Raw genomic sequence first — 13,540 nt, 5'->3', positions numbered from 1 at the left:
GGGAGGTTCGGGGGATGGGGATTTGCGCGATTCCAAACTGCAAAGCGGTTGCTGACCACACCTGGGCATTAGTTTCAGTATGTGAACTGCACCAGGAAGAGATAAGAGCGGAAGCACTGAAATACTACAAAAAGCGGATTACGTATCAGGGACGGGAGATTTATCTGCAGATAGCACCGCTGATTCCTTGGAGCAATAAGGAATGAATACCGAGGATAGCCAACTTGAATCCAGTAGTCGGTTATCTGGCCGTGAACCGTATAATCCCAATTTAGGGGATTTAACGGAATTTATTATAGAAAACAAAGGTATGGTTTTTGATGTTGCATTTAAGTGCTTAACTAAAACAAAGCTACCTGTCGAACTTGACGATTTACGGCAAGAAGGTTACATCGGACTAATCAAAGCTTATCAATTCTTTGATCCCTTAAAGGGGGCTATATCTACATTTGCTTATTATTGGATTCGAAATGAAATGATTAAATATATCCGCGATAAGCTACCGCTAGTTAGACCGCCAAAGAGATCATATGAGCTTTCAGGAAAAATCATCAAGAACAAGATGCAAGATTGTGGTCCAGAAGAGATAGCTGCTTTTTTTGATACTACTTATGATGCAGCTCAACGAGCACTCTGGCGCGTTCAACATGGGATTTCAGTATCAATCAATGAAACGATAAAGTTAGGCGGCGGCCGTGAGTTGGAATTTTTGGAAATGTTCTTCACCGAGGATGATCAAAGTGGGATGGAGGTCGAACAATTCCTTGAGATCCTCCCCAAGCAACAACGACGAGTAATCGAGCTTATGTTAATTGGATACAGAAAGACAGATATTGCAAAGGAATTAGGAGTTACTAGGTCAAGGATTGGCGCTGTTGTTCGTTCCGTTGAAATGAGATATGTGAAGTATAGGAGGCGGTGCGGATGCGCTTTGTAGGGATTGACCCCGCCACAACAACTGGATTTGTAGCACTGGATGAAGATGGAAACGTCCTTGTTGAAACCGATCTAAGAGGCGAAGGGAAGAGAGAACCCGGAGGAATTAGCATTGGAATGCTGGTGTCACTTGAAAATAAAGTATATGGCCTCTTGAAACCCGGTGACATTATTGCGATTGAAAAGGCTGCCTTTAAGACAGACATGGGTGTGACTACTGGAATGATCCACGGCGGATTGCGAACCATGATTCTAAGAAAAGGATTGAATCATGTTGACATCAACGTCCAACACACTAAAAAGTTCGTGAATCGGAATCAGCGGGTACCGCATTCTGAAAAGAAAAGTTTCATTGCTGCCGGAGTTCTGGAACATTACGACTATGCACACAAGAGCGACAATGTTACGGATGCATATATCATAGCCCGGATTGCTCAAGCCTTGCATCAAGTCCGCAACGGACATCCTTTGGACTTATTCACATCCTATCAACAGCATGTAATAAGAGCCATCCTTTATCCAGATGAAAAACCGACCAAGCCAAAGAGTAAATCAAAAACGAACAAACGCACAGGGAAGCCTGCGGCGGCGGACAGTCACACCCAGTCAAAGGAACAACAGTTCTTATTTTAAGGGGGAGTATCCAAAATGAGTAAGAAAATTTATAACCCCGTGTGCCCTGAGTATTTCTATCATGCTGATATTCAACACGAGGCACTGCTCACCTACGAACAACACCTTGAAAAGAAACATGGTGAGAGTATGCGGACCTGTGATCCAGACGACAGGACAAATTGGGGAGCGCTGGACTGGTACGCAAACGGTAGTATTGCCTTTGCAGAAAGAGAATGGCCTAACTTTGTATCAAGGCTCCGCGAATGCATCAAGACACACTGCGGCATGGGGTTCTACAAGGAAGAAGACCGTAAAAGGTACTTCTATCACAGCGGGAGTGTTTACAGCCTTAAGGGTAAATTTCTGCTTCGCAGCAGCGTTTTTATACAGCATTCGTCGATCATCAAAATGGATGAAGATCGCTTTATGAATGACTTATCAAAAATCGGTAGATGGTAGGGAGCTGATCCAATGAAAACAGTCATTAGATTGCGGGACGAAAACGGGTATATCGTCGGAACAGTAAGGGAAGAGGAGCTCCCAAGTCTTACTCAATCACTGGTGAGGTTCAGCGTGGCATTGGCACTGCTTGGACTGATGCTTATGTGGATTTGAGCAGCTGAGGAAATACCATCAGGGAGGGGACGATGATGTACGGGGATTTAATGCCTCATCCAGAATCAGATGCTATTGATGGAATTACGTATGACGGTAGTAATCGAATGAACTATCATCCAGAGTTTCACTTCGCTCACGGTAAACGATTTAGTCAAGAAGATCTTGAATACCTTTGTACATTTTACGAGAGCGATAATGCTCGATCTTTATCCTTTGCGCTAGGCAAAACGGAGCATGTTTGTCGGAATAAATATTCTAGTCTCAAAAAGGCTGGCCTCATTGAATTTTATAAAAAGTCTTATGAGAGACACTTCAATGCAAATCGGGCATAGCCCCATAAGGAGAGATAAACAAACATGACTCAGTTAGCAGTTAAAGCATGGGTGTTCAATCCCGAGTTGCTTCACCAGCACGTTCGTATCAGCGGAAATGACGGGGAGGGCGAAACTGAAGATTTTCGCGGAGTGGTTACAGAAATCTCAGGAGATAAAATCACCGTGAATTCAGTATTTGAGAGTAACAAGCGGCGATACTACCTTTCTTACTTTTACGATGAAGGATTGAAAATGGAGGTTTGGGACAAAGAACCTACCGTGTATAAAGTGTCCGAGGAATATGTGCAGGAAACATGTGAGGACGAGGGTTAACCACCCTCTTTCCTATAAAGGAGACGATAAGTATGCAACCTATTGGTGGTCAAATTCAATATTTCAAAGTCGAAAAAAATGGAGAACTCGCCGGATTATTCCAATCGAACAGTCCTGATATTATCGAGGCACAGAAAAAGCAGCTTTTTGATTTAACGGTTACTGAAGTTCAGGAATCCGAATACAAAGGGTTGCAAATGGTTGCATCTTGGAATCAGAGGGAGGCATAACCAGTATGAGTGACCAAACCAAAGGACTCTATAACAAATACCAAATCATAAATCGCGATACGGGCAAAGAAGCAGAGGGTGATTACTTTGTTCTTAAACCGACGAACGACCCAGCGGCACGCGCAGCACTGATGGCTTACGCAGAGGCTACCGACAATGAACAGTTAGCAGCTGAAATATCCGTCTGGGTATCAATGTTACCTGAGTTGGCATCTTGCAACTGGTGTGGGAATCCTGCCCAGGAATTGAGTCACCCTCATTTGTTTGACATGGCTTTTGGAAAAAGGATGTGTCGTTATTGTTGGAACCATGACCGAGAGGTTTACAAAGGCGCTTACGGTGAGGATATCGGAGAGTTCAAACCTATTCGGGGAGAGGCGGCAAAGGGATGAAGGCCATAACCATTATACAGCCATGGGCAACGCTCATAGCTCTCAACGAGAAGAAGCTTGAAACGCGCAGCTGGCCTACCAAGTATCGAGGTCCACTCGCTATCCATGCAGGGAAGAAGATTGATAAAGAAGCTTGCGAGGAACCGGATATTAAGGCGACACTGGCTCGGCATGGTTACACGGCAGACAGTCTACCAACTGGAGGTGTCGTGGCAATAACTGAATTGTATGAATGTTGGTCTATTGGAACCGATTATCAAAGCGGTATGCCACTGCTATACAACGGCAAGGACGGTGGAAGTAGGATTGTTGGCTTAAAAGAGGATAAATTCGGCTATTACTCCCCAGGTCGTTATGCATGGGAATTGGCGGATGTTATGCAGCTGCCTGAACCTATACCAGCCAAGGGACAGCAAGGTCTTTGGAATTGGGAAGGGGTGCAGCCATGAACAGGCACATTCTATTCAGCGTTGTTATAGAGTCGCCGCAGAAGTTAGAAATAGGATCTGGCATCACTCAAGACGGAAAGCTCATTATAGTAACAAAGATACGGGCAGTGGAGTACGTGAATGATAGAGTCGTTCTGGTGAGCGGATCTGGCACAGTATAAACCCAAATTTGAGAGGAGCAATTATATTATGAAAACCAATGTAACTACAAAGATCAAGGATATTAAATTCGGTGCTAAAGAGGACGTAATCACCTTAACGATTGACGGCAATATCACAGACGAGCAGGTGTCCATACTACGCAACATTAAAAATACTGGTGTAGCGTTCGTAAGCTTCAGCAGTTCGCAGGCTGATCTAGACGATTATAAACCAACACATACGCATCAAGGTGTTCGCGGAACGATTGATAAAGATGGATCGGTTAGCGTTGACTCCGGTCAGATGACGATAGAAGAGGCTGCTGCGGTGGCTGAAGAGGAAGACGAGAACGAAGAAAGAGAAGACGATCAGAACGAGGACGTTGAAAAGGAAGCTGACGATCAGGAAGAACAGCATGAAGACGAAGACCTGGACGACGAGCAAGAAGGTGAGTATCAGGAAGAACAACAAGAACAACAAGAACAACAAGAACAACAAGAACAACAAGAGCTGGATGAAGAGAACGGTCCGCCAATGCCTGAAGGTGACGATGATCAATCGTTCTAAGATGGGGTACGCCCCGGCTTCGGTCGGGGGAGTCTTTACAAAGGGGTGATAGCCCAGTGCAACAGAGCTTTTTACCAGAGATTGATCGGGAGGCGACACAAGCTGCTGTTGAGGATGCGTTCGAACGGTACCGCATTTGCAAGTTTCTTACTTTTGAAGAACGCGAAGCAGCAACAACAGCAACGTGGTCAGATACTCCCCGAAGTGAGACGGGTACTACCTCAGATCAAACGGCAGGCATCGCTATCCATAACGTGGATAGTTTGGTAGCTCGGAAAGATTTCTGTGAAAAAATCGAGCGTGTGGTGTGCCGATTACCCAGAATGGAAAAATTTCTGATCGAGACGAAATATATGAGTAATGATCACGATTATATAACTAATGAGAGGGTTTATTCTCTCGAATTCGCGCCACCGATCAGTTCAGGAACATACAGTAAGCTTCGCTGGAAGGCGTTCTATAAATTGGCATTGCATTTGAATTTAATTGTGGAAAAGCAAATTGAAGATGAAGGGGTTTGATATAGATGTTGATTTACTGTAAAGATGGACATTCCATTGAGCATAACCTTTAAATAGGAAGGTGATGCTATTGAAAAAAGAAAAAGGTGAAAAACAATTGACTGTTACTATGAGCTTTGTGGACGAGGAAGGAAAGATAGTTTTCAGTAGCATGGAAGAGGCATTCACTAAATTAAATCAGAAGGAAAGAAATAATCTACATGCTCGTATAATGTGGGCGGTAACAGGAAAAAAACACAAGGCATTATAAATAACGAAGGCCACCATTACAGGTGGTCTTCATTTTTTTATTTCGGTATTTCTAAATATATCTTACCCCAAAGAAAAGGCGGAATGCCACAAATGGCAGGTGCGTTTACTTTATCTAAAAAAGGAATAGATCCTACTAAAGACATTACCTTGATCCAAAATATTGACTTTGCTAATATTGCCGGTGCTTTTGCTTCAGGTACAGGCGATTATGTGCAGCTGTTTGAACCACAGGCTTCAATCTTTGAACGTGAGAACCGAGGTGCAGTAGTGGCTTCGTTTGGTGTGGAAAGCGGCTATTTACCGTACACCGTGTTTATGTCTAAGAACAGCTATATTAGTAAAAATGGAGACACGGTACAGAAGTTCACAAATGCGATCCAGCGTGCTCAGCTTTGGGTGAAGGAACATAGCCCTGAAGAAATTGCGGATGCGATAATGACTTATTTTGATAAGACAGATAAAGATATCTTGGTTTCTGCAGTCAAACGTTATAAGGAACAGGATACCTATGCGGTTAATCCAATTATAGATCAAGAAGAATGGAACAATTTGCTCGATGTCATTGATAATGCTGGTGAGCTTAAAGAACGCGTTCCCGCTGACAAAATAGTGAATAACAGTTTTGCTGAGAAAGCTGAGAAGAGCATAACGAGCAGCACTTCAAAATAAGAGAGAACCAAAGATCCTAAATAAGATGTGTAAATTGAAGGAGGGGCTGACAATGCTTCCAGTAGTGCAATTAAAGGGAGTAACGCATGCCTATCTTGGCGACCGTGAAGCTTCACTGGCCGTTGAGGACCTGAACCTTAATGTCGAGCAAGGAGAGTTCGTTAGCTTAGTCGGACCAAGTGGTTGCGGTAAGACGACTCTCCTATCGATTATTGCAGGACTGCTGCAGCCATCTCAAGGCGAAGTGTTCGTAAATGGAGAGCCCATTATGGGACCCTCACCAGAGGTTGGGTATATGCTGCAGCAGGATTATCTTTTTCCTTGGCGGAGTATTCTGGATAATGCCATTCTAGGACTAGAGCTGACTGGAAACTTGAACGAAGAGAGCAGAAAGCGGACGTTGGAGCTACTTCGAGAGATGGGCTTAGAGGGCAAAGAGCACGCCTTTCCTACTCAGTTATCAGGTGGGATGCGGCAGAGAGTAGCTCTGGTACGCACCTTGGCAACGAATCCTGGACTCCTTCTACTAGACGAGCCGTTCTCGGCACTTGATTACCAGATCAAATTACAGCTGGAAGATTTGGTCTCTGAGACCTTACGCAGCAGGGGGACAACTGCAATATTAGTTACTCATGATCTATCTGAGGCCATTGCGGTAAGCAGCAGTGTTATTCTTCTACAACGAAATCCAGGGAAGATCCGAAAAGTATTTTCAGTGCCAGAGCAAATCCGGTCAGCACCTCCGCTATTTGCACGTGATCAGCCAGGCTTTTCGGAGCTTTTTCATGAAATATGGAAAGAGATGGAGATTGCAGGGAGGGAAAGCTAATGAAGCATACGGAGCAATCGGGGTTATTAGCTTCCCGTGAACAGTGGCTACAACAATTGCATGGCGATTATAAAAAAACGAAGCACCGCTGGCGCAATAAGGTGATTGTTGTAAGGAGCAGCCTGTTACTGCTGTTTTTTGTTCTCTGGGAAGCTGGCGCAAGAATGGGCTGGATTGATGAGCTATTATTCAGCTATCCCACAAAAATCTTCCGGCAGATCTGGGGAGATATGGTCAGTGGAAGCTTGTGGCCGCATCTGGGGATGACGGTAGGTGAGACTGCGGTAGGCTTTGTACTAGGAACGCTATTAGGGACACTTCTTGCTGTGATCATTTGGTGGTCTCCTTTTTTATCAGCAGTGCTTGATCCGTATATGGTCGTATTTAACAGTATGCCGAAGGTGGCGCTGGGGCCGATTTTTATCGTCATGTTCGGAGCCGGATTCACTGCTATCGTTGTTACTACTTTATCTATAACGGTGATTATAACGACGCTTGTTGTGTACAATAGTTTTTGCAGTGTGGATCCGAATCTGGTTAAGGTGGTTCGTTCCTTCGGAGCTTCTAGAGTTCAGGTGTTTTTTAAAGTAATTCTTCCAGCCTCGTTCCCGACGGTGGTCTCCACCTTAAAAGTGAATGTGGGGATGTCATGGGTAGGAGTTATCGTAGGGGAGTTCCTGGTCGCTAAATCGGGTCTGGGTTATCTGATTATTTATGGTTTCCAGGTCTTTAATTTCACGCTAGTGATGTCCAGTCTTTTGATTATCGCGGCCGTGGCTACAGCAATGTATCAATTAGTGGTATATCTTGAGAAGCGGTTGTTATCCCGGCGGTGAACCTTATGTAATATTGTGTCCGTACACAAAATCTTGTAACATGTCTATATCTTTACCTATTTATTGGGTTAGTGCTTGTAAGGAGAGATAAGGCTATGGGATTTCGTGTGATAAAAACAGCAGCAGCTACGTTATTATCCGTACTAGTTGCGTCTGCAGTGGGTATACCTAATGCGCAGAGTGCAGGCTTGCTGGCAATTTTGGGTGTAGAGGTTACTTTGAAAAGGAGTTTCCGAACGATAACGGCTCGTTTTTTAGCCTCGCTCGTGGGACTCTTTTTTGGCTGCATCCTATTCTGGCTTCTAGGGTTCCATTACTGGGTGCTCGGGCTGTATGTACTCGTGGGCTTTCCGATGATTGTAAAGTCTGGCTACAAAGAAGGAATTGTCACCAGCTCGGTTATCGTGTTTCGCGTGTTTGGACAAGCTGAACTATCGCTCCATGTCCTGTTGCAGCAAATAGAGCTTCTGGCTATTGGGCTCGGTTCAGCAGGGCTGGTAAACTTGATTTACATGCCTCAGACTGGTGGGGTCATTTATGGGATCCGTAAGGAAGTGGATCGCTATTTTTCGGTTATTTTTACACAGATGGCCCGAACGCTTCGAGATCCTGCGTATATTTGGGACGGCAAAGAATTAATTGACGCAGATAATACAGTGCAGCGGGGATTAACGGCAGCTACCCGTGAGATGGAGAATCATGTTATTCATCCTGATGAAGCATGGAATGTTTATTTCTACATGCGGAAGGAGCAACTGGAATCGATTCAAAGTATGATGCAGCTGCTTTCTCAAGTGTACCGCCATTTACCGCATGGGGAGATGGTTGCTGAGTTATTTGACCAGCTTAGCGGGGATGTGCTTGCGGAAGAATATACTGGACGAACTGAACATTTACTGGACGAGCTAACAAGAGAATTCGAAGAAATGGATCTGCCAGAGACACGTGAGGAATTTGAAGTGCGCTCAGCTATTCTTCAGTTATGCAGGGAACTGGCACTTTATTTAAAGATCGCTAAGCGGCATAAAATCCCGGTCAGTTACAAGCCGGAGAAACGTTTGAAGATTCGAAATAAGGCTTAAATTGAGGCTTTAATAAACTGAAGTATTAACTATCTCTGTCAAAATCACGATAAGATATGTATGAGCTAAAAGTTGATCACAGGATATGATTAACGATTTTATGGTGAGTTCAAATAATAGCAGGAAGTTCGGTAGTCGAATTTTCCGCATTGGCAGGTGAGGCGTATGGACAAAGTTATGGAATCATTTATAGGAAAACAGCTTATAGCTAACCTTTTTAATGACAAAGGAGTATTTGTTTTACCCGCATTGACTTTATTAAGTGCTGAGCATATACGATTAATCAATCAACATAAGATCACCCTAGAATCTCATGACGTCGTACAGCTGGATAGCGCGGAATTTTTCCAACTTGCAATCGATGATTGCACAGCTGCGATAGAAAATATTTTTGAACAGCTTCGTCATAACAAAAACAAACGAATTCCTATGCTTGAAGTTAGAAATGAAGTCATTCCGTTTATTCAGCAGGTAAGTGAAAAGAATGACTTCTACGGCGTATTGGCTGCATTGCAGTCCAAGGATGATTATACATACAGACATAATGTAGCGGTTGGTATTTTATCTACATTGCTAGGGAAATGGCTAAAATTAAAGCCTGAGGATTTGAGTATGCTGACGATCGCAGCGACCCTTCATGATATCGGAAAAATGAGGATTCCGGATGAATTATTAACCCGGCCGGGCCCGTTGACCGCAGAGGAGTATCAGCTTATGAAAAAGCATACGACCTATGGTTATGAGATGATCCGGGACACTATTGGAACCAATCATTTGCAAGCGCTCGTCGCCCTGCAGCATCATGAAAGAATGGACGGCAGTGGTTATCCATTCGGTGTACTTGGGAATCGGATCACTGATTTCAGTAAAATTGTTGCAGTAGCAGACGTGTTCCATGCGATGACATCCGACCGGTTTTATCGTAAAGCTTCACCTCTTTATGAAGTGTTGCTTCAGATGGAGGAAAACGTATTTGGCAAGCTTGACCCTTATATTTGTAGAGTCTTTATTAATAAGTTAATGCAGTCAATGATAGGGAATGAAGTGGAATTGACAGATGGACGGACAGGAAAAATCATTATGATTCTTGCTACTGATCCACTGCGTCCCCTCGTGAATATTGATGACGATTTTATTGACCTGAGCAAACATAGATCTATTGGTATTATGCGCGTAATCCCGCAATAGCGGGCTTTATAAGGTTTTTTTAACGTTCAGAATGGATATGTATCAGGCTGGACCATTTTTATAATCTACTCATATCTGTACAAATTTTGAAATAAAATGAACTATAAATCTTCTGATAAGACCCTCTGGAGGGCTTACTCAAATTTATTTATAGACTAACAATCAACAAATGCCTAGAACCTGCATACACTTGATAGTGAATGATTGTATGGAGGAGGTTTAAAGATGTCATTAAGCCATAAACGTCAAACAAGGGAGATCATTACGAAGGCAATTTGCGGCAAAGGTCGTAAGTTCTCTACAGCAACCCATACCGTGACTCCGCCACATCACCCGACTAGTATTCTGGGGGCTTGGATTATCAACCACCAGTACGAAGCGGTTGCCGCCGGGAACGGAATCGAAGTAATTGGTACTTACGATGTAAACATCTGGTACTCGTACGACAAGAACAAGCAGACCGAGGTAGCTAAAGAAACGGTCTCCTATGTGGAGCTCATTCCGCTTTCCTACCTGGACACGAGACACCGCACTTCTACCGTTGAGGTCTCTGCGGAGGCAACGCAGGAACCCAACTGTGTAGAAGCGGGCGTATCGCCAGGCGGAGGCAGTGTGACACTTCGCGTAGAGCGCGAATTCGAAGTGGAGTTGGTGGCTGAGACCAAAGTCCGTGTGTATGTCACTGAACAAAGCGATGATCCAGAAGACAAGGATTATGATTTTGAAGGTGATAGCTTCGATTACGATGATCTAGACCCTGACAATCTGGATGATGAACTGTAAGGAAGGATACGCCGCCGTTAACTGGGTACTGATGGGTTATGGTCCATTATATGTAGGGAGGGCGGCGGCGTAGAGGGCGAATGCCCTCCTTTTTTTTATTTATTTTTAGAATTAAAAATGGAACCTGAGTGGATTAAGAACAACCTGGTTTGTATGAATGGGCAAGAAGTACTACTGCAGGGCTTTCAATCTTGGGCTGCGATGGATGGAGGGGCAGGAGAATGAATGAGGGGTTTAAGGTGTATTCGGGATTGTCATCAGCACACAGAGAGTCCAGATTATTTCGGAGCGGGATTGAAGCGACGCTTACTTCGTCTAGTAAGCAGGAACTGTTGCGAATGAAGAGCTCAGAAGCATCTCTGCGGAGAAACCAGACCTCTGGTGAAAGCAATCGTTTAGAAGATACATATGATACTCTGCCTTCCGATAAGGCCCATAAACAGTGCTATAACATACTCGTGTATAATTTGAGCGTTCTGCAGATCACTCCACTAGGAGCAGGCCCAGGTATGCGCGCAGCCTCCGATTTGCTAGCCGGGGCTGTGCGAATGGATAGAGTCGATAGCAGCGAATCAATGGGGGCTGCACCAGGAGTATGGCGTGGAGTAATGAAATTACTTCAGCGTATTGCTGTTCGGACTTTGTACAGCTTGGGGCTGGATAGCGGTGAGGTCCTGCTGAGGGCAATGGGGAACCGGAGGTATGTCGTGGAGGGAGTCACTCCACTACTACAGAGTTCAGGCAAATCATTGCCAGAGCCTTATCGTTCCGCAGCATTATCGCTGGAACGGAGCCTTGCTCTGGAGCAGCCAGGCCGCAGCGGCCTGCTCATGGGCATGGACCCGGAGTTTATCATCCTCCGGGAGTCCACGGGCCGCGTTGTGCCTGCGTCGCGGTACCTGCCCACGGACGGCGTCGCAGGCTGCGACGCCGGACCTCCGGGAACGCGCGGCGCGTTCCCGGTCGCCGAGCTGCGCCCCCAGCCGCGCGGGGAACCACGCGCGCTGCTGGCGCAGCTGATGTCCGCCGCGGCTACGGCGGACCGGCTCATCGCCGACCGCACGCTGCGCTGGCGGGCGGGAGGCATGCCGCTGACGGGCTGGGCCCTCGGCGGCCATTTGCACTTCAGCGGCGTGACGCTGACGGCGCCGCTCTTGCGCGCGCTCGACAACTATCTCGCGCTGCCGATGCTTTTGCTTGAGGACGTCCGCGCGGGAGCGCGTCGTCCTCGTTACGGCGTGCTCGGCGATTTCCGGATTCAGCCGCATGGCGGCTTTGAGTACCGGACTTTGCCGAGCTTCCTGGTATCCCCGGTCATCGCTAAAGGCGCGGTCTATCTGGCTCATCTTATCGTGAGCCATTATGAAGACCTGACGTTGCGCCCGCTCGACCGGGAAGACCTGCATATCGCCTACTATGACGGCGATAAATCCCCGCTGCGCGACGCAGTACCCCCTCTGCTGGCGCAGCTACGCTCTCTAGGCGGCTACGAGAAGGCCGCCCAATACATAGAGCCTTTATTTCAGTATATCGCCTCTGAACGAACGTGGGATGAATCTCGCGATATCCGTGAGCTGTGGTGCAGCAAAGTTAAAGCTTGAGCTTATATTTCAAAATATTAGAAAGTATTAGTTTTTCACATATCCCTTATATCTAATATTTCTCGCATAAACGCTTACCGTCCTAATAAGGACGCCGAAGGCGTTTATGCTTGTCTACATGTACATGATGCTCCAAGAGCCGATATCTTGAAATCCAAGTCGTTTGTAAATGACCCCAGCATGAGGGTTGTCATAAAAGAGGCATAAAGATTTCCCTTCAGAGAGTAAGTCTGTGCATAGCTGTGCAACTACGCTTGTAGCTAATCCTTGCTCTCTGAATGCTTGATGAGTGGCAACCCCTACGATCATAGCTGACATGGAATTTTCCGCTGATGTTGAGGCCGTTGTAATCACCTGATCTTCACGTTTCATATAATACGTACGGCCAGTGCCAGTCGCCAATGTTTTACGTAGGCTAGTTCTCGATCCATCCCGACTGCTTTCAAACTCTTCTATTGTATCCGTAAGCGAACAAATCGCTTCCACATCCTGGATGGTTGCTTTATTAATGTTATCAACGGAAGAAGAGTACTGTTTAATTTTGGTATTCATTTCCTTAAGCTCAGCAAAGTACAATTGCTTTTCTTCTTTAAAGTTAATTACTCCGTCAAAGGCTTTTACCACTTCGGTTACACCAGAAATCATATGAATTTCGTTATCTTGTCGCATGATTGTAGCGAATCCTTCCACATCAAACGGCCCATCCGCGTAAGGAAGATAGCTTCTATAGAAACGTAATAGAACGGCTTTTATAAGGCCGTCAGATGGATCTATCTCTCCCCACAATGCCATAAAATCCTGTTCAAACCCGAAATTCTCTACATCTCCAATGATGAACAAATTAAGAGCAGGCTCTTTCTGTAGCAATGCCATTAGAAGTTCCCGATCATCCTCCGTAAGTCTTCGTATCATTTGATATTCTCCTTTAATTTTCTTATGATCTAACGCTCTGTGTTAAGATTTTACAATATTAAAATGCAGAAGAATACACCTCTTTCTAATGAACGATGGATGCTTGAAATATAAACAAAAGGTACTACCCATTGAGCTTCAGTAATAGTGTCGGATTTCGTGATTTTTTGTCTGAGGATCGAGAAGAATGAACTTCTATGCGGTTGCAGGGTGACTGTGTACGCAAATTTTCTGTTATAATGGAGGACAGCAATAAATAGGCATGGAGGTTG

At 45.2% G+C, this 13,540-nt stretch carries 20 protein-coding genes and 1 pseudogene; 20 read left to right on the top strand and 1 reads right to left on the bottom strand.

What is annotated here, in order from left to right; translation table 11 throughout:
* Positions 1-14: 14 nt before the first annotated feature.
* The 20 genes and pseudogenes from MKX41_RS10625 (at position 15) to MKX41_RS10530 (ending at position 12,356) form a co-directional block, all read left to right on the top strand.
* Entirely contained in the window at positions 15-206 is a 192-nt protein-coding gene (locus tag MKX41_RS10625; RefSeq protein ID WP_340970261.1) for a hypothetical protein, read from the top strand.
* Positions 203-937 carry a sigma-70 family RNA polymerase sigma factor gene (locus tag MKX41_RS10620; protein WP_340970259.1) on the top strand — a complete coding sequence of 245 codons (735 nt, stop codon included), beginning with the start codon at positions 203-205 and terminating at the stop codon, positions 935-937. Before MKX41_RS10625 ends, MKX41_RS10620 begins: the two co-directional genes overlap by 4 nt.
* Positions 925-1,569, top strand: coding sequence for a hypothetical protein (locus MKX41_RS10615; protein WP_340970257.1), 645 nt, complete (start codon positions 925-927; stop codon positions 1,567-1,569). The genes MKX41_RS10620 and MKX41_RS10615 overlap by 13 nt, the downstream gene beginning before the upstream one ends.
* A 15-nt stretch (positions 1,570-1,584) precedes the next feature.
* Positions 1,585-2,010 carry a hypothetical protein gene (locus MKX41_RS10610; protein ID WP_340970255.1) on the top strand — a complete coding sequence of 142 codons (426 nt, stop codon included), beginning with the start codon at positions 1,585-1,587 and terminating at the stop codon, positions 2,008-2,010.
* Positions 2,011-2,022: 12 nt separating this feature from the next.
* Positions 2,023-2,166 carry a hypothetical protein gene (locus MKX41_RS10605; RefSeq protein ID WP_340970253.1) on the top strand — a complete coding sequence of 48 codons (144 nt, stop codon included), beginning with the start codon at positions 2,023-2,025 and terminating at the stop codon, positions 2,164-2,166.
* Between the two features lie 32 nt (positions 2,167-2,198).
* Positions 2,199-2,501: a DNA-entry nuclease gene (locus MKX41_RS10600; protein ID WP_340970251.1), complete on the top strand. Its 303-nt coding sequence runs from the start codon at positions 2,199-2,201 to the stop codon at positions 2,499-2,501.
* A 24-nt stretch (positions 2,502-2,525) separates the two neighbouring features.
* On the top strand, positions 2,526-2,816 hold the full coding sequence (locus MKX41_RS10595; protein ID WP_340970249.1) for a hypothetical protein: 291 nt from the start codon (positions 2,526-2,528) through the stop codon (positions 2,814-2,816).
* A gap of 32 nt (positions 2,817-2,848) precedes the next feature.
* Positions 2,849-3,046 carry a hypothetical protein gene (locus MKX41_RS10590; RefSeq protein WP_340970246.1) on the top strand — a complete coding sequence of 66 codons (198 nt, stop codon included), beginning with the start codon at positions 2,849-2,851 and terminating at the stop codon, positions 3,044-3,046.
* Positions 3,047-3,051: 5 nt separating this feature from the next.
* Positions 3,052-3,438 carry a hypothetical protein gene (locus MKX41_RS10585; RefSeq protein WP_340970243.1) on the top strand — a complete coding sequence of 129 codons (387 nt, stop codon included), beginning with the start codon at positions 3,052-3,054 and terminating at the stop codon, positions 3,436-3,438.
* A complete protein-coding gene (locus MKX41_RS10580; protein ID WP_340970241.1) occupies positions 3,435-3,887 on the top strand; it encodes an ASCH domain-containing protein in 453 nt (150 codons plus the stop codon). Before MKX41_RS10585 ends, MKX41_RS10580 begins: the two co-directional genes overlap by 4 nt.
* 189 nt (positions 3,888-4,076) lie before the next feature.
* Positions 4,077-4,595 (top strand): hypothetical protein, encoded by a 519-nt coding sequence (locus tag MKX41_RS10575; RefSeq protein ID WP_340970239.1) that lies wholly within the window; start codon positions 4,077-4,079, stop codon positions 4,593-4,595.
* A 56-nt stretch (positions 4,596-4,651) separates the two neighbouring features.
* Positions 4,652-5,116, top strand: a complete 465-nt coding sequence (locus tag MKX41_RS10570; protein ID WP_340970237.1) for an ArpU family phage packaging/lysis transcriptional regulator — start codon at positions 4,652-4,654, stop codon at positions 5,114-5,116.
* A 70-nt stretch (positions 5,117-5,186) separates the two neighbouring features.
* Positions 5,187-5,366, top strand: coding sequence for a hypothetical protein (locus tag MKX41_RS10565; protein WP_340970235.1), 180 nt, complete (start codon positions 5,187-5,189; stop codon positions 5,364-5,366).
* 62 nt (positions 5,367-5,428) lie between these two features.
* A pseudogene (locus MKX41_RS10560) lies at positions 5,429-6,037 on the top strand (ABC transporter substrate-binding protein); the annotation flags it as partial.
* Positions 6,038-6,089: 52 nt separating this feature from the next.
* The gene (locus MKX41_RS10555; protein WP_076283504.1) at positions 6,090-6,866 is read left to right on the top strand and encodes an ABC transporter ATP-binding protein; all 777 of its coding nucleotides are present in this window, start codon (positions 6,090-6,092) and stop codon (positions 6,864-6,866) included.
* Positions 6,866-7,702, top strand: coding sequence for an ABC transporter permease (locus MKX41_RS10550; RefSeq protein ID WP_149647284.1), 837 nt, complete (start codon positions 6,866-6,868; stop codon positions 7,700-7,702). Before MKX41_RS10555 ends, MKX41_RS10550 begins: the two co-directional genes overlap by 1 nt.
* Before the next feature lie 95 nt (positions 7,703-7,797).
* Positions 7,798-8,784: an aromatic acid exporter family protein gene (locus tag MKX41_RS10545; RefSeq protein WP_042188904.1), complete on the top strand. Its 987-nt coding sequence runs from the start codon at positions 7,798-7,800 to the stop codon at positions 8,782-8,784.
* Between the two features lie 165 nt (positions 8,785-8,949).
* Positions 8,950-9,972 carry an HD-GYP domain-containing protein gene (locus MKX41_RS10540; RefSeq protein WP_052404322.1) on the top strand — a complete coding sequence of 341 codons (1,023 nt, stop codon included), beginning with the start codon at positions 8,950-8,952 and terminating at the stop codon, positions 9,970-9,972.
* 225 nt (positions 9,973-10,197) lie between these two features.
* Positions 10,198-10,755 (top strand): outer spore coat protein CotE, encoded by a 558-nt coding sequence (locus MKX41_RS10535; protein WP_036687755.1) that lies wholly within the window; start codon positions 10,198-10,200, stop codon positions 10,753-10,755.
* 707 nt (positions 10,756-11,462) lie between these two features.
* Positions 11,463-12,356: a putative amidoligase domain-containing protein gene (locus MKX41_RS10530; protein WP_340970229.1), complete on the top strand. Its 894-nt coding sequence runs from the start codon at positions 11,463-11,465 to the stop codon at positions 12,354-12,356.
* 114 nt (positions 12,357-12,470) lie between these two features.
* Here MKX41_RS10530 and MKX41_RS10525 read toward each other — a convergent pair whose 3' ends face one another.
* Complete coding sequence (locus MKX41_RS10525) at positions 12,471-13,268, bottom strand: GNAT family N-acetyltransferase (RefSeq protein WP_340970226.1); 798 nt, start codon at positions 13,266-13,268, stop codon at positions 12,471-12,473.
* Between the last annotated feature and the right edge of the window lie 272 nt (positions 13,269-13,540).

This window comes from Paenibacillus sp. FSL R5-0475 (assembly GCF_038004585.1).
Taxonomy (GTDB): Bacteria; Bacillota; Bacilli; order Paenibacillales; family Paenibacillaceae; genus Paenibacillus_AQ.
Note: the sequence above shows the minus strand (reverse complement) of the source record. Positions and strands in the feature narration are given on the sequence as shown.